The organism is Vibrio navarrensis (assembly GCF_015767675.1).
Lineage (GTDB): Bacteria > Pseudomonadota > Gammaproteobacteria > Enterobacterales > Vibrionaceae > Vibrio.
Genome location: NZ_CP065217.1, coordinates 2,811,136 through 2,826,418, shown reverse-complemented (window position 1 = coordinate 2,826,418; position 15,283 = coordinate 2,811,136). Strand labels below are relative to the sequence as shown.

The following is a 15,283-nucleotide window of genomic DNA, read 5'->3' as shown; positions in this document are numbered from 1 at the left end:
ACACCTTGAGTGACATGGCAAAAAATCTAATTCTGTGGCTGGTTATCGCTGTGGTTTTAATGTCGGTATTTCAGAGCTTTGGCCCTGGTGAAAGTAACGGCAGAGCAGTTGATTACACCACATTTGTACAGGAAGTTGGCCAAGGCCAGATTCAGGAAGCAACCTTTAATAATGGTGAAATTAGTTTTGTTCGCCGAGGCGGAGGTGCGAAGTTCGTCACTTATATGCCTGTGTACGATCAAAAGCTACTTGATGACCTGATTAACCAAAATGTGAAAGTGCAAGGCACGCCTCCAGAAGAGCAGAGTCTACTTGGTACCATCTTTATATCTTGGTTCCCAATGATCCTTCTGATTGGCGTATGGATTTTCTTCATGCGTCAGATGCAAGGTGGCGGCGGCAAAGGCGCCATGTCATTCGGCAAGAGCAAAGCGCGCATGATGAGCGAAGAGCAAATCAAAACGACATTCGGAGATGTGGCTGGCTGTGATGAAGCCAAAGAGGACGTAAAAGAGCTTGTCGATTATCTGCGCGATCCCAGCCGTTTCCAGAAGCTCGGTGGTAAGATTCCGACGGGCGTTTTGATGGTCGGTCCTCCAGGTACGGGTAAGACGTTGTTAGCTAAAGCGATTGCTGGTGAAGCGAAAGTACCGTTCTTTACTATCTCTGGTTCTGATTTCGTTGAGATGTTTGTTGGTGTCGGTGCTTCTCGTGTTCGCGATATGTTTGAGCAAGCGAAAAAAGCGTCTCCATGTATCATTTTTATTGACGAAATCGATGCGGTTGGTCGCCAACGTGGTGCTGGTGTTGGTGGTGGTCACGATGAACGCGAACAAACGTTGAACCAAATGTTGGTGGAAATGGATGGCTTTGAAGGCAACGAAGGCATCATCGTCATTGCTGCGACTAACCGTCCAGATGTACTAGATCCTGCCTTGTTGCGTCCTGGCCGTTTCGACCGTCAGGTTGTAGTTGGCCTGCCAGATGTACGTGGCCGTGAGCAAATTCTCAAAGTGCACATGCGCAAAGTACCGCTTGCGGGTGATGTTGAGCCTTCATTGATTGCGCGTGGTACTCCTGGCTTCTCAGGTGCTGATTTGGCCAACTTGGTCAACGAAGCGGCTCTGTTTGCGGCCAGAGGTAACAAACGTAACGTTTCTATGGTTGAATTCGAGCTGGCAAAAGACAAAATCATGATGGGTGCAGAGCGCCGCTCTATGGTGATGTCGGAAGAAACCAAAGAATCGACTGCTTATCACGAAGCAGGCCATGCAATTGTTGGCCGTTTGGTGCCTGAGCATGATCCGGTTTACAAAGTCTCGATCATTCCGCGTGGTCGTGCACTGGGTGTGACTATGTACTTGCCAGAACAGGATCGTGTCAGTATGTCTCGTCAGCACCTCGAGTCGATGATCTCTAGTCTGTATGGTGGTCGTTTGGCTGAAGAGCTGATTTATGGCGCAGAGAAAGTGTCTACTGGTGCATCTAATGACATTGAACGCGCCACAGACATAGCGCGTAAAATGGTCACTCAGTGGGGCTTCTCTGAAAAGCTTGGACCGATGCTTTATGCCGAAGATGAGGGTGAAGTTTTCTTAGGACGCAGCGTGACACAGACAAAACACATGTCTGATGACACCGCAAAACTCATCGATGATGAAGTACGTAAGTTGATCGACCGTAACTACGAGCGTGCGAGACAAATCCTGATCGATAATATGGACATCATGCATGCAATGAAAGATGCATTGATGAAGTATGAAACGATCGATGCTGGCCAGATTGATGATCTTATGGCGCGTAAAGAAGTGATTCGAGATCCTGCTGGATGGGCGGATCACGTGCAAAATTCGCAGCCTGAGAAACCAGCTGCGCCAGAAGCAAATGCGGAAGCAAAAGTCGAAAAACCTGAGCAAGTTGATGAATCAACGGTTGAGGCTGCAGATAAAAAAGATGCAGAATAACGGTTAACTATGAAGGAAAGCCCCGAGGAAACTCGGGGTTTTTGTATTTATTGCTATGATTTTACGTTCTGATAAAAAACAACTTGACCTTTCTACCCCAAAAATAATGGGTATTCTCAACGTCACGCCAGACTCTTTTTCTGATGGTGGGCAATTTACACACTTAGATGCTGCACTTCGCCAAGCAGAGAAATTGACCCAAGCGGGTGCAACCATCATTGATATTGGTGGTGAATCGACTCGCCCCGGAGCGCCGGAAGTGTCACTAGAAGAAGAACTCACTCGAGTGATTCCTGTGGTTAAAGCGATCCGAGCAAATTCTGATGTCTGGATATCAGTAGATACCAGTAAAGCGGAAGTGATGCGCCAAGCCATTGAGGCAGGCGCTGATCTGATTAATGACATTCGCGCATTGCAAGAGCCAGGTGCACTGGAAATTGCCGCCAAAGCACAAGTTCCCATTTGCTTAATGCATATGCAAGGTCAGCCTCGAATTATGCAACATAGTCCTAACTATCAAGACGTGCTGCAAGAAGTCGGTGAGTTCCTGAGGGAAAGAGTTAAAGTGTGCGAACAAGCGGGGATAGCAAAAGAGTTGCTGATTTTGGATCCTGGCTTTGGCTTTGGGAAAACGATCGAACACAACTATCACCTTCTCGCGCATCTCGAATCCTTCCACCAATTTGGTTTGCCACTACTGGCTGGGATGTCGCGCAAATCGATGATCTTTAAATTGTTGGACAAAAAGCCTGCCGATTGCATGGTCGCTAGTGTAACATGTGCCACCATTGCTGCTTTGAAAGGGGCTCAGATTATTCGCGTCCATGACGTTGAAGAGACGGTTGAAGCGATGAAAATCATCCAGATGATGGAAAGCAACCACTGAGCCGAGAAGAAAAATAAAGGGAAAACTATGTCAGAAAAAAGACGTTACTTTGGTACTGATGGTGTGCGTGGAAAAGTTGGGCAGTACCCAATCACTCCGGACTTTGTACTAAAACTTGGCTGGGCGGCGGGTCGTGTCCTCGCCAAACAGGGCACAAAAAAAGTGATTATTGGCAAAGATACGCGTATTTCTGGTTATATGCTGGAGTCGGCTCTTGAGGCTGGCTTAGCGGCGGCAGGTTTAAAAGCCACGTTCACTGGCCCGATGCCAACGCCAGCGGTGGCGTATTTAACGCAAACTTTTCGAGCAGAGGCGGGGATCGTGATCTCGGCATCACATAACCCGTACTACGACAATGGCATTAAGTTCTTCTCTTCCGAAGGGACCAAATTACCCGATGAAGTGGAATTGGCGATTGAAGCAGAGCTAGACAAAGAGATCGAATGTGTTGAATCTGCGGCTCTCGGTAAAGCGACGCGTTTAAATGACGCCGCAGGCCGATACATCGAGTTTTGTAAAGGTACTTTTCCCTCTGCATTGAACCTTTCAGGGCTCAAAATTGTGGTCGATTGTGCCAATGGTGCCACGTACCACATTGCACCTAGTGTCTTTTCTGAGCTGGGTGCTGACGTCATAGCAATGGGTGTTGAACCGAATGGCATTAACATCAACCACGAAGTAGGCGCAACCGATGTGCGTGCATTACAAAAGCGCGTAGTAGAAGAAAATGCCGACTTAGGTTTGGCGTTTGACGGTGACGGTGACCGCATTATTATGGTCGATCATCTTGGCAATAAGGTCGATGGCGATCAAATTGCGTACATCATTGCCCGTGATGCTTTACGTCGTGGCGAATTGAAAGGTGGAGTGGTTGGGACATTGATGACCAACCTTGGCATGGAAAATGGGCTTAAACAGTTAGGTATTCCCTTTGTTCGCGCCGCAGTGGGTGACCGCTATGTGATGGAAAAGCTTTTGGAAAAAGGCTGGAAAATCGGAGCAGAAAATTCAGGTCATATCATTTTGCTCGATAAAGTCACCACGGGAGATGCGATTGTGGCGGCGTTACAAGTGTTAGCTTCAGTTGTCGGTAGCTCAATGACCTTGCATGACCTGTCGCAAGGGATGACACTTTACCCTCAAGTACTGGAAAACGTACGTTTTTCTGGCGACAGTAATCCGCTCGAAGCCGATGCCGTTAAGCAGGCGGTGACGGAAGTGGAAAATGTACTTGGCAGCAAAGGCCGAGTACTGTTGCGTAAATCTGGAACTGAACCGCTGCTGCGCGTGATGGTGGAAGGTGAAGATGCAGAACTGGTTACTCAGAGCGCTCTTAAAATCGCCGATGCAGTAAAAGCGAGCTGCTAGCGGCCGGTGCACCTTATCTCAGAGCCATCAATGGATGGCTCTTTTAGTAGCAAAACCTCCGATTTGTCCCTTTTTTGACCGCTTAATGCTTGAGTGAGGATTTTTTCTTAATTTTCGCTTGTCAGCACAGCATGCTTTCGATAGTATTGCTCGGCCTTCAGTTAGGAGGACGCTAGCCTTGTTTTAATGCTCTGTTTCTAGAGCCAAAAAACGGCGCTGGCTCAACAAATCGGAACATAGGTGGAAAAATGTTTACAGTTCTACTTGTGATTTACCTGTTGGCAGCGCTTGGTGTGATTGGCCTCGTGTTGATTCAGCAAGGTAAAGGCGCAGACATGGGAGCTTCATTCGGTGCTGGTGCGTCAAACACCGTGTTTGGTGCAAGCGGCTCAGGAAACTTCCTAACCAGAACGACTGCTATTTTAGCAACCGTATTTTTTGTTGTGAGCTTGTTGCTTGGCCGTATGTCAACGCACAAAGTCGAGTCTCAATGGGTTGATCCAACGCAGGGTCAAGTTATCGAACAAGTTCAGGACAATGTGAGTGATAAGCCTGCTCAGTCAGACGACATTCCTCACTAATCAGATTTGATTGCCGAGATGGTGAAATTGGTAGACACACTAGCATGAGGTGCTAGCGCCTATGGTGTGAGGGTTCGAGTCCCTCTCTCGGCACCATTGATTTACAAACTTGTAAATACTGCTGTTGCGCGTATAATGCACAGCAAGTCGGACGCGGGGTGGAGCAGCTTGGTAGCTCGTCGGGCTCATAACCCGAAGGTCGTCGGTTCAAATCCGGCCCCCGCAACCAATCTCCTTGAGATGCTATACAAGTTTGTCGTAGTGCTAACCACACTACTGTTAAGCGTTATCGGACGCTTGACATTTCAGGGTCCAGCAACAAAAAACCCCGACTGAATCGGGGTTTTTTGTTATCTGAATCTTCCTTTTTTAGGAAAATCAGATAGTTGCTTGGTTTTAGTATTGGGCTCTGAGCCCTTTTTTTGTTTCTGGAGTGGTTTAAATGACTGGTTTAGAGAGACAACTTACTGAAATGCTTGAAGCGCCTGTCGGTGCTTCAGGCTATGAACTCGTTGGATTAGAGTTTATCCGCGCGGGTGAACACTCAACATTACGTATTTACATTGATCATGAAAACGGAATTACGGTTGAAGATTGCGCCGAGGTTAGCCGTCAAGTCAGTGCTGTGCTGGATGTTGAAGATCCGATCACTGTGGCCTACAACTTGGAAGTTTCTTCACCAGGTTTGGACAGGCCGCTCTTTAAGCCAGCGCATTATGAGCACTTTATTGGTCACGAGGTCAGCATCGTTTTGAAAATGGCTGCAAGTAACCGCCGTAAATGGAAAGGTGTTATCCAGGGTGTGGATGGCGAAACCATCATGGTTATCGTTGATGGACAGCAGGAAGAATTTGCCCTGAGCAATATTTCAAAAGCTAACCTGATCCCTAAATTTTAGTTCCCTAAAAAAGTTTTCAGCTTAGAGGCTAATTAAATGAGTAAAGAAATTTTAGCGGTAGCAGAAGCGGTATCCAACGAAAAAGCGGTACCTCGTGAGCGTATCTTTGAAGCGCTAGAAATTGCTCTGGCGACATCAACTAAGAAAAAATACGAAATTGAAATTGATGTTCGTGTTGCTATCGATCGTAAAACGGGTGAATTCGAAACTTTTCGCCGTTGGCTAGTGGTAGAGAATGTAGAAAACCCAACCAAAGAGATCTCGTTTGAAGCGGCAAGCTTTGACGATGATTCGGTTGAAATCGGTGACTATATCGAAGATAAGATTGAATCAGTTACTTTTGACCGCATCACCACACAAACCGCAAAACAAGTGATCGTGCAAAAAGTACGTGAAGCTGAACGTGCACAGATCGTCGAGCAGTTTATCGACAACGAAGGTGATCTGATCACGGGTGTTGTGAAAAAAGTAAACCGTGAAACGGTTGTGCTGGATTTAGGTAACAACGCCGAAGCGGTGATTCTTCGTGATGATCAGCTACCACGTGAAAACTTCCGCCCAGGAGACCGTGTTCGTGGCCTACTATACAAGGTTGCACCAGAGGCTCGCGGCTTCCAACTGTTTATCACACGTTCAAAGCCAGAAATGCTGGCAGAGCTATTCCGTGTAGAAGTGCCAGAAATTGCGGAAGAGATCATTGAACTAAAAGGCGCTGCACGTGACCCAGGCTCTCGTGCTAAGATCGCTGTTAAAACGAACGACAGACGTATTGACCCTGTCGGCGCTTGTGTTGGTATGCGTGGTGCTCGTGTTCAAGCGGTTTCCGGCGAACTTTGCGGTGAGCGTATTGACATCGTTCTTTGGGATGATAACCCAGCGCAATTCGTGATCAACGCGATGGCGCCAGCGGATGTAGCATCTATCATCGTCGATGAGGATGCACACTCAATGGACATCGCAGTAGAAGCGGGTAACCTAGCACAAGCGATCGGCCGTAACGGTCAAAACGTTCGTTTGGCTTCTCAACTAACAGGTTGGGAACTGAACGTCATGACGGTTGAAGATCTGCAGAAGAAGCATGCTGAAGAGTCTCAAGCGTCTATTAATAACTTCATGAAATATCTAGATGTCGAAGAAGATTTCGCTCAACTGTTGGTTGAAGAAGGCTTCTCTACTCTTGAAGAGATTGCTTACGTTCCTGTGAATGAGCTGCTCGATATTGAAGGCCTTGATGAAGACCTGATTGAGGAGCTACGTAGCCGTGCAAAAGATGCATTGACCACTATCGCATTGGCACAGGAAGAAGCGTTTGAAGGCCTAGAGCCAGCAGAAGATCTGCTTCGCCTTGAAGGGCTCGAACGCGAAATGGCATTCAAACTGGCAGCAAAAGGTGTTGCGACACTGGAAGATTTGGCTGACCAGGGTATTGATGACTTAGAAGGTATCGAAGGCCTAACAGAAGCACGAGCAGGTGAACTCATCATGGCTGCGCGTAACATCTGTTGGTTCGGAGAAGAAGCATAATTTCAGCAAGGGGAGAAAGCGGCATGACACAACTTACAGTTAAAGCACTGAGTGAAGAAATTGGTACGCCAGTTGACCGCTTATTAGAGCAACTTGCTGATGCTGGAATGAAAAAAGCGAGCACAGATAATGTGACGGATGAAGAGAAGCAGAAGCTTCTCTCTCATCTGAAGAAAGAGCACGGTGACACGTCAGGTGACACGGCTCCGACTCGCTTGACTTTACAGCGTAAAACTCGCAGCACGCTTAGTGTAAGCGCTGGTGGCGGTAAGAGTAAGAATGTTCAGGTTGAAGTGCGCAAGAAACGTACCTACGTAAAACGCAGTACAATCGAAGACGAAGCAAAACGCGAAGCTGAAGAAGCGGCGCAACGTGAAGCTGAAGAAGCAGCAAAACGTGCAGCCGAGGAAGCAGCGAAGCGTGATGCGGAAGAAGCGGCAAAACGTGAAGCAGAAGAAGCTGCAAAACGTGCCGCAGACGAAGCAAAACGTGATGCTGAGAAATCGGTTGACCGTGATGCACAAGAGAAAGCGGAACGTGCTGCTGAAGAAAAAGCAAAACGTGATGCAGAAGAAAAAATTAAGCAAGAAGCAGCGCGAAAAGAGGCCGAAGAGCTAAAACGTCGTCAGGAAGAAGAAGCTAAGCGTAAGGCTGAAGAGGAAAGTCAGCGCAAGCTTGAGGAAGCTCGCGAATTGGCTGAAAAGAACAAAGAGCGTTGGTCTGCTGCAGAAGAGAAAAAGGGTGATATGGAAGATACAGATTACCATGTAACGACTTCACAATACGCACGTGAAGCCGAAGATGAAGCAGATCGTCAAGAAGAAGCCGCTCGTCGCAAGAAGAAAAAAACCAAGTCATCAACCAAAGCAAGTGAAGATGATGAGCGTGGTGGTCCACGCGTTCAGCGTGGCGGGAAAGGCGGACGTAAAGGCAAACTGTCTAAGCCGAAGTCAATGCAACATGGTTTCGATAAAACAGCAGTTGTGGCGAAATCCGATGTAGTTGTCGGCGAGACTATCATTGTCTCTGAGTTGGCGAACAAGATGTCGGTTAAAGCGACTGAAGTCATCAAGGTTATGATGAAGATGGGCGCGATGGCGACTATCAACCAAGTGATTGACCAAGAAACTGCGCAACTGGTTGCTGAGGAGATGGGCCACAAAGTCGTTCTGCGTAAAGAGAACGAACTCGAAGAGGCCGTTCTGTTGGATCGTGACGACAAGTTCGAATCCGTACCTCGTGCGCCTGTTGTGACTATCATGGGTCACGTTGACCACGGTAAGACGTCAACGCTGGACTATATTCGTCGTACACACGTTGCTTCTGGTGAAGCGGGTGGTATTACGCAGCACATTGGTGCCTACCACGTAGAAACACCAAACGGCATGATCACCTTCCTAGATACTCCTGGACACGCGGCCTTTACCGCAATGCGTGCTCGTGGTGCTCAAGCGACGGATATCGTTGTCCTTGTCGTTGCGGCAGATGATGGCGTAATGCCACAAACTGTGGAAGCGATTCAGCACGCGAAAGCGGCAGCTGTTCCTCTGATTGTTGCCGTGAACAAGATCGATAAAGAAGAAGCGAATCCCGACAACGTGAAGAACGAGCTGTCTCAATACGGCGTTATGCCTGAGGAGTGGGGCGGTGAAAACATGTTTGTCCACATCTCTGCGAAACAAGGTACCAACATCGACCAGTTGCTAGAAACGATTCTTCTACAAGCAGAAGTTCTCGAGCTGACAGCGGTGAAAGAAGGTATGGCTTCTGGTGTGGTTGTTGAATCTCGTCTTGATAAAGGACGCGGTCCGGTTGCTACCGTACTGGTGCAGTCCGGTACGCTACGCAAAGGTGATATTGTTCTATGTGGCCAAGAATATGGTCGCGTGCGTGCAATGCGTGATGAAATCGGCAATGAAGTGAACGAAGCGGGCCCATCAATTCCTGTAGAAATTCTTGGTCTTTCTGGTGTTCCAGCCGCGGGTGATGAAGCTACTGTTGTTCGTGATGAGCGTAAAGCGCGTGAAGTTGCGAACTACCGTGCAGGCAAGTTCCGTGAAGTGAAACTTGCTCGTCAGCAGAAGTCTAAACTTGAGAATATGTTCTCTAACATGACGGCTGGTGATGTGGCTGAGTTGAACATCGTACTGAAAGCAGACGTACAAGGCTCTGTTGAAGCAATCGCAGATTCACTGACGAAACTTTCAACAGAAGAAGTGAAAGTGAACATCGTTGGCTCTGGTGTTGGCGGTATCACGGAAACTGACGCAGTCTTGGCTGAAGCGTCTAACGCAATCATTCTTGGCTTTAACGTTCGTGCCGATGCCTCTGCACGTCGTGCAATCGAAACGGCAAGCGTTGATCTACGCTACTACTCAATCATCTATCAGCTGATTGACGAAGTGAAACAAGCAATGAGCGGTATGCTTGCTCCAGAATTCAAGCAAGAGATCATTGGTCTAGCTGAAGTTCGTGACGTGTTTAAGTCACCAAAACTGGGCGCAATTGCTGGCTGTATGGTGACAGAAGGCCTGATCAAGCGTAACGCACCAATTCGCGTACTACGTGATAACGTGGTTATTTACGAAGGTGAGCTTGAGTCCCTACGTCGCTTTAAAGATGACGTTGCTGAAGTTAAGAATGGCTACGAGTGTGGTATCGGCGTTAAGAACTACAACGATGTTCGCGTTGGCGACCAGATCGAAGTATTCGAAACGATCGAGATTCAGCGTACCATCGATTAATTGACTAACGTTATTGCCACCTGGCAATGATAGGTTGTTGAATACGCCATGGGGGGCTGGATTATCCATCCCCCCATTCTTTCTATATATGAGAAAAGATATGTCAAAAGAATTTAGCCGTACGCAGCGTGTCTCCCAGCAGCTGCAAAAAGAACTTGCGATGATCCTTCAGCGCGAAGTTCGCGATTCTCGTCTGGGAATGGTCACCATCTCCGATGTTGAGGTTTCCCGTGACCTGGCTTACGCCAAAGTGTTCGTTACCTTTTTGTGCATCGGCGAGCAAACACCAGAGTCTTGTTTGGCTGCGCTGCGCGAACATGAAGTACACATTCGAATGATGCTCGGTAAGCGCATTCGCCTGCGTTTGACTCCAGAAGTGCGTTTCTACTACGACAATACCTTAGTTGAAGGTATGCGGATGTCGAACTTAGTGACAGAAGTGGTCAACAAAGACAAGCTCAAGCAGAAAGATTCTGGCCGTGAGGACGAAGAGTAATGGCTCGTCGTCGCAAAGGTCGTCCGATTGATGGCGTTATTTTGTTGGATAAACCCACGGGTATCTCTTCTAACGATGCGCTGCAAAAAGTCAAACGAATCTACTTTGCTGAAAAAGCGGGGCATACAGGCGCATTAGATCCGTTGGCAACTGGTATGTTGCCGATTTGTCTTGGCGAAGCAACCAAGTTCTCTCAATTTTTGCTCGATTCAGATAAGCGTTATCGCGTGATCGCCAAACTTGGTGAGCGTACCAACACCTCCGATTCCGATGGTGAAGTGGTCGAAACACGTCCAATTGACGTGAGTCTTGCTAAGCTCGAAGCCTGTATTGAGCAATTTCGTGGCGAATCGGATCAAGTTCCTTCGATGTTTTCGGCGCTGAAGTATCAAGGTAAGCCCTTGTATGAGTACGCACGCAAAGGCATCGAAGTTCCGCGAGAGTCGCGCAAAATCACGGTACACGAGATCGTGCTGCACCGTTTTTCTGGCGATGAAGTAGAGATGGAAGTGCATTGCTCGAAAGGCACTTATATTCGTACCATTGTCGACGATCTCGGTGAAATGTTGGGTTGTGGTGCACACGTTACGATGCTGCGTCGCACTGCGGTCGCTAACTACCCTTACCAGAAAATGGTAACGCTTGAGCAACTCAACGAATTGCTGGAGCAAGCGCAACGTGAAGAAATCGCTCCGCGCGAACTGCTTGATCCCCTGTTGCTGCCGATGGATACCGCCGTTGAAGATTTGCCGGAGGTGAATCTTATCCCTGAACTAGCGGATATGGTGCAGCATGGTCAAGCCGTGCAAGTGTTTGGTGCGCCAACCGAAGGGACGGTGCGTTTGACCATGGGTGAGGAAAGGCTGTTTATTGGTGTCGGAGAAATGAACGACGACGGTAAGATTGCGCCCAAACGTTTAGTGGTCTTTCGTCACGAAGAGTAATGAAACGACTGACAGTGACAATGCTGGTCAATGTGCCAGCATTTTTTCATTGCGTGGCAAGTGAATATTCCCTATAATCCGCGCTTCGCGTGTCGGCTGAATCAGAGATTGGCTGGCACAAACACTAACCTACTCTTATTAGGAGAGAATTATGTCTCTGAATGCAGAAACTAAAGCAGCAATCGTTGCTGACTACGCACGTGGCGAAGGCGACACTGGTTCACCAGAAGTACAAGTAGCTCTACTGACTGCTTCTATCAACCACCTACAAGGTCACTTCCAAGCGCATAAAGGCGATCACCACAGCCGTCGTGGTCTGCTACGCATGGTTTCTCGTCGTCGTAAGCTTCTAGATTACCTAAAAGGTAAAGATCTAGCTCGCTACCAAGACCTAATCAAACGTCTAGGCCTACGTCGCTAATCAGTGGCTGCATAGTACAGTTTGTTTAAAAAAGGGGCGTAAGCCCCTTTTTTGTTACCTAAATTTAGCCAAATCGGTTTCAAGTCGTTATACTACGCACGGCTTTATCTCAACTCATGAGATAACTCATCAGTTCAGGCATTACAGTCAACCTCGTCGACCTAAAGGTCGCGACTATTAAAAGTCGGTTTGTTTTCCCATCGTGTCAAACGCGCAGCGCAAGCCTATTTTTACTAGTCGCGATTCGTAGTGTTCTGAGCCTCATTTAATTTATCTAAGCGTGTGCTTAGAGCAAGGAATAAACATGTTCGAAAAACCAGTTGTTAAAACATTCCAGTACGGCAACCACACCGTGACACTGGAAACTGGCGTAATCGCGCGTCAGGCTACTGCCGCTGTGATGGTGACCATGGACGATACTGCGGTATTTGTTTCTGTGGTTGGTAAAAAAGAAGCGGTTGCAGGTCAAGACTTCTTCCCGCTAACCGTAAACTACCAAGAGCGTACTTACGCTGCAGGTAAAATCCCTGGTGGTTTCTTCAAGCGTGAAGGTCGCCCATCTGAAGGTGAAACTCTGACGGCTCGTCTAATCGACCGCCCAATTCGTCCTCTATTCCCAGAGGGTTTTAATAATGAAGTACAAGTTATCGCAACGGTCGTGTCTGTTAACCCAGACGTACAACCAGATATCCCAACCATGATTGGCACCTCTGCAGCGCTTGCTATCTCTGGTATCCCATTCAACGGTCCTATCGGTGCTGCACGTGTTGGTCACATTGATGGTCAACTCGTACTAAACCCAAGTAACACTGAACTAAACGCATCTCGTCTAGATCTCGTTGTTGCGGGTACTGAATCTGCAGTTCTAATGGTTGAGTCAGAAGCGGACAACCTAACCGAAGAAGAAATGTTATCTGCAGTGGTATTTGGTCACGACCAACAACAAGCCGTGATCAAAGCGATCAACGAATTCGCAGCAGAAGTTGCGACGCCATCTTGGAACTGGGTTGCTCCTGAAGCGAACACCGTTCTAAACGAGAAAGTGGCTGATCTAGCAGAAGCGAAACTGGTTGAAGCTTACCAAATCACTGAAAAAATGGCTCGTTACGACCGTATCCATGAGATTGCGGCAGAAGTGAATGCAGCTATCCTTGCAGAAGACCCAGAAGCCGATGCGAAAGAAATTCACACTATCTTCCACGATCTAGAGAAGACCGTTGTGCGTCGTAGCATCATTGCTGGCAACCCTCGCATCGATGGCCGTGAAAAAGACATGGTTCGTGCACTAGATGTTCGTACTGGTGTTCTTCCACGTACTCACGGCAGTGCGCTGTTCACTCGTGGTGAAACTCAGGCGCTAGTAACGGCAACGCTAGGTACTCAGCGTGATGCACAAATCATCGATGAGCTCACTGGTGAGAAGAAAGATTACTTCCTACTACACTACAACTTCCCTCCTTACTGTGTAGGCGAAACGGGCTTTGTCGGTTCTCCTAAACGTCGTGAAATTGGTCACGGTAAACTTGCGAAGCGTGGTATTGCCGCGGTAATGCCATCAATTGATGAGTTTCCATACACAGTACGTGTTGTTTCAGAAATCACGGAATCTAACGGTTCATCTTCAATGGCTTCTGTATGTGGTACTTCTCTAGCGCTTATGGATGCTGGTGTGCCAATCAAGGCTTCTGTTGCGGGCATCGCAATGGGTCTAGTGAAAGAAGGCGACGATTTCGTTGTTCTTTCAGATATCCTTGGCGATGAAGACCACCTAGGTGACATGGACTTTAAAGTCGCGGGTACTTCAACTGGTATCACTGCACTTCAAATGGACATCAAGATCGAAGGTATCACTAAAGAGATCATGCAAATTGCGCTTAACCAAGCTCAAGGTGCACGTAAGCACATCCTATCGGTTATGGATCAAGCGATTGCTGGTGCTCGTGATGATATCTCTCAGTTCGCGCCACGTATCCACACCATGAAGATCAGCGTTGACAAGATCAAAGACGTGATCGGTAAAGGTGGTGCAGTGATTCGTCAGTTGACTGAAGAAACTGGCACTACCATCGAAATCGAAGATGACGGCACGATTAAGATTGCAGCTACCTCTGGTGAGCAAGCGAAAGAAGCGATCCGTCGTATCGAAGAGATCACCGCTGAAGTGGAAGTTGGCCGTATTTACACTGGTAAAGTGGCACGTCTTGCTGACTTCGGTGCATTCGTTAACATCCTGCCAGGCAAAGATGGTCTAGTGCACATTTCTCAAATCGCTGACAAGCGCATCGAGAAAGTGTCAGATGTGCTGTCTGAAGGCCAAGAAGTGCAAGTTAAAGTACTGGAAATCGACCGCCAAGGCCGCGTGCGTCTGAGCATGAAAGAAGCGGTAGAAAAGCCTGTGGAGGCAGAAACGCCAGCAGCACCAGCGGTAGAAGAGTAAGCCAACACGCGGCATAACGCCGTAATTTGGCGCTTTTCTCGCTTAAGGCGCTGAAAGCATGTTATAAAGGGAGCAACTTTGCTCCCTTTTTTATTGCGGTCTAACAGGAGTCTCCCTGAGTGAAATGGTTTCAAACCGTCGGCCTTTGCCTAGCCTTAGCGACAACAGGCTGTGCCTCTACCCTTAGCAGTAACAAGAGTCAGTGGATGTACCCTCCAATGGCCGTACCTTTGCAGGCGAGCGTGCAGCAAGAAGTGCAGATTGCACGCCTATCTCAGCTTTTACAGCGCCCAGATCTCAGCGATCCCGTTCGGGCAAAAATGCACTATGAACGCGGCAATTACTATGACAGTGTCGGTTTGAGAGATTTAGCGCGCTTGGACTTTAGCCAATCTCTACAACTGAATCCATCTCAGCCAGATATCTTTAATTTGTTGGGCGTCTACTACACTCAGGTTGGTGAATACGACGCGGCCTATGAAGCTTTTGATTCAACCTTAGAGCTTGACCCACACAATAGTTACGCAGAACGCAATCGTGCTATTGCTCTCTACTATGGTGGTCGTTTGGATTTGGCTCGCGACGAAATGGCGAAACATTATCACGATGACCCAAGCGATCCTTTCCGTGCACTGTGGCTTTATATTATTGAAGCGGAAATCGATCCCGTAGTGGCAAAAAATGATCTGCTTGAGCGCTATCGCCAACGCAGTGAAGAGTGGGGATGGGTTTTAGTGGCGCTGATGGCGGAGCAAGTCTCAGAAGAACAGGCATTCAAAGCGATCATTGACGCATCGAGAGAAAATGTTTTGCTGGCTCAGCGTTTGACGGAAGTCTACTTCTATCTGGCGAAACGCTATCAGCTGAAAGGCGACTTTGCTAATGCTATATCATTGTATAAACTGGCTATTTCTTTTAACGTCTATGAATACGTTGAGCACCGTTATGCTTTTCTTGAGTTAGGTAATATTTTTGACCAGCTACAGGCTGAACGCATGGCGAAGGCTAAATAGTTACATT

12 protein-coding genes and 2 tRNA genes are annotated in these 15,283 nt (G+C 47.9%); all 14 read left to right on the top strand.

Features of this window, described 5'->3' with window-relative positions; genetic code table 11:
- Positions 1–5 precede the first annotated feature (5 nt).
- A complete protein-coding gene (gene ftsH / locus I3X05_RS13305; protein WP_082069714.1) occupies positions 6–1,964 on the top strand; it encodes an ATP-dependent zinc metalloprotease FtsH in 1,959 nt (652 codons plus the stop codon).
- A 55-nt stretch (positions 1,965–2,019) separates the two neighbouring features.
- On the top strand, positions 2,020–2,850 hold the full coding sequence (gene folP, locus I3X05_RS13300; protein ID WP_045571145.1) for a dihydropteroate synthase: 831 nt from the start codon (positions 2,020–2,022) through the stop codon (positions 2,848–2,850).
- 27 nt (positions 2,851–2,877) lie between these two features.
- Positions 2,878–4,218 carry a phosphoglucosamine mutase gene (glmM, locus tag I3X05_RS13295; RefSeq protein WP_045571144.1) on the top strand — a complete coding sequence of 447 codons (1,341 nt, stop codon included), beginning with the start codon at positions 2,878–2,880 and terminating at the stop codon, positions 4,216–4,218.
- 248 nt (positions 4,219–4,466) lie between these two features.
- Positions 4,467–4,799 (top strand): preprotein translocase subunit SecG, encoded by a 333-nt coding sequence (secG, locus tag I3X05_RS13290; RefSeq protein WP_045571143.1) that lies wholly within the window; start codon positions 4,467–4,469, stop codon positions 4,797–4,799.
- 12 nt (positions 4,800–4,811) lie between these two features.
- Positions 4,812–4,895 (top strand) — tRNA-Leu (locus I3X05_RS13285).
- 56 nt (positions 4,896–4,951) lie between these two features.
- A tRNA-Met gene (locus I3X05_RS13280) sits at positions 4,952–5,028 on the top strand.
- 213 nt (positions 5,029–5,241) lie between these two features.
- Complete coding sequence (rimP, locus tag I3X05_RS13275; RefSeq protein WP_039430384.1) at positions 5,242–5,697, top strand: ribosome maturation factor RimP; 456 nt, start codon at positions 5,242–5,244, stop codon at positions 5,695–5,697.
- Between the two features lie 36 nt (positions 5,698–5,733).
- A complete protein-coding gene (nusA, locus tag I3X05_RS13270; RefSeq protein ID WP_045571142.1) occupies positions 5,734–7,221 on the top strand; it encodes a transcription termination factor NusA in 1,488 nt (495 codons plus the stop codon).
- 23 nt (positions 7,222–7,244) lie between these two features.
- Positions 7,245–9,965: a translation initiation factor IF-2 gene (gene infB / locus I3X05_RS13265; RefSeq protein WP_045571141.1), complete on the top strand. Its 2,721-nt coding sequence runs from the start codon at positions 7,245–7,247 to the stop codon at positions 9,963–9,965.
- 100 nt (positions 9,966–10,065) lie between these two features.
- The gene (rbfA, locus tag I3X05_RS13260) at positions 10,066–10,461 is read left to right on the top strand and encodes a 30S ribosome-binding factor RbfA (protein ID WP_039430381.1); all 396 of its coding nucleotides are present in this window, start codon (positions 10,066–10,068) and stop codon (positions 10,459–10,461) included.
- The gene (truB, locus tag I3X05_RS13255; RefSeq protein ID WP_045571140.1) at positions 10,461–11,405 is read left to right on the top strand and encodes a tRNA pseudouridine(55) synthase TruB; all 945 of its coding nucleotides are present in this window, start codon (positions 10,461–10,463) and stop codon (positions 11,403–11,405) included. Before rbfA ends, truB begins: the two co-directional genes overlap by 1 nt.
- Before the next feature lie 151 nt (positions 11,406–11,556).
- Positions 11,557–11,826 carry a 30S ribosomal protein S15 gene (gene rpsO / locus I3X05_RS13250; RefSeq protein WP_011079620.1) on the top strand — a complete coding sequence of 90 codons (270 nt, stop codon included), beginning with the start codon at positions 11,557–11,559 and terminating at the stop codon, positions 11,824–11,826.
- Positions 11,827–12,130: 304 nt separating this feature from the next.
- Positions 12,131–14,263 (top strand): polyribonucleotide nucleotidyltransferase, encoded by a 2,133-nt coding sequence (gene pnp, locus I3X05_RS13245; protein WP_045571139.1) that lies wholly within the window; start codon positions 12,131–12,133, stop codon positions 14,261–14,263.
- Positions 14,264–14,382: 119 nt separating this feature from the next.
- A complete protein-coding gene (gene nlpI, locus I3X05_RS13240; protein WP_045571138.1) occupies positions 14,383–15,276 on the top strand; it encodes a lipoprotein NlpI in 894 nt (297 codons plus the stop codon).
- Positions 15,277–15,283 lie beyond the last annotated feature (7 nt).

Excerpts from the sequence above, each read along its gene's own strand:
- glmM (WP_045571144.1), top strand. The coding sequence starts at position 2,878 with ATGTCAGAAAAAAGACGTTACTTTGGTACTGATGGTGTGCGTGGAAAA.
- rpsO (WP_011079620.1), top strand. The coding sequence starts at position 11,557 with ATGTCTCTGAATGCAGAAACTAAAGCAGCAATCGTTGCTGACTACGCA.
- rbfA (WP_039430381.1), top strand. The coding sequence starts at position 10,066 with ATGTCAAAAGAATTTAGCCGTACGCAGCGTGTCTCCCAGCAGCTGCAA.
- rimP (WP_039430384.1), top strand. The coding sequence starts at position 5,242 with ATGACTGGTTTAGAGAGACAACTTACTGAAATGCTTGAAGCGCCTGTC.
- folP (WP_045571145.1), top strand. The coding sequence starts at position 2,020 with ATGATTTTACGTTCTGATAAAAAACAACTTGACCTTTCTACCCCAAAA.
- nusA (WP_045571142.1), top strand. The coding sequence starts at position 5,734 with ATGAGTAAAGAAATTTTAGCGGTAGCAGAAGCGGTATCCAACGAAAAA.
- pnp (WP_045571139.1), top strand. The coding sequence starts at position 12,131 with ATGTTCGAAAAACCAGTTGTTAAAACATTCCAGTACGGCAACCACACC.
- secG (WP_045571143.1), top strand. The coding sequence starts at position 4,467 with ATGTTTACAGTTCTACTTGTGATTTACCTGTTGGCAGCGCTTGGTGTG.
- infB (WP_045571141.1), top strand. The coding sequence starts at position 7,245 with ATGACACAACTTACAGTTAAAGCACTGAGTGAAGAAATTGGTACGCCA.
- truB (WP_045571140.1), top strand. The coding sequence starts at position 10,461 with ATGGCTCGTCGTCGCAAAGGTCGTCCGATTGATGGCGTTATTTTGTTG.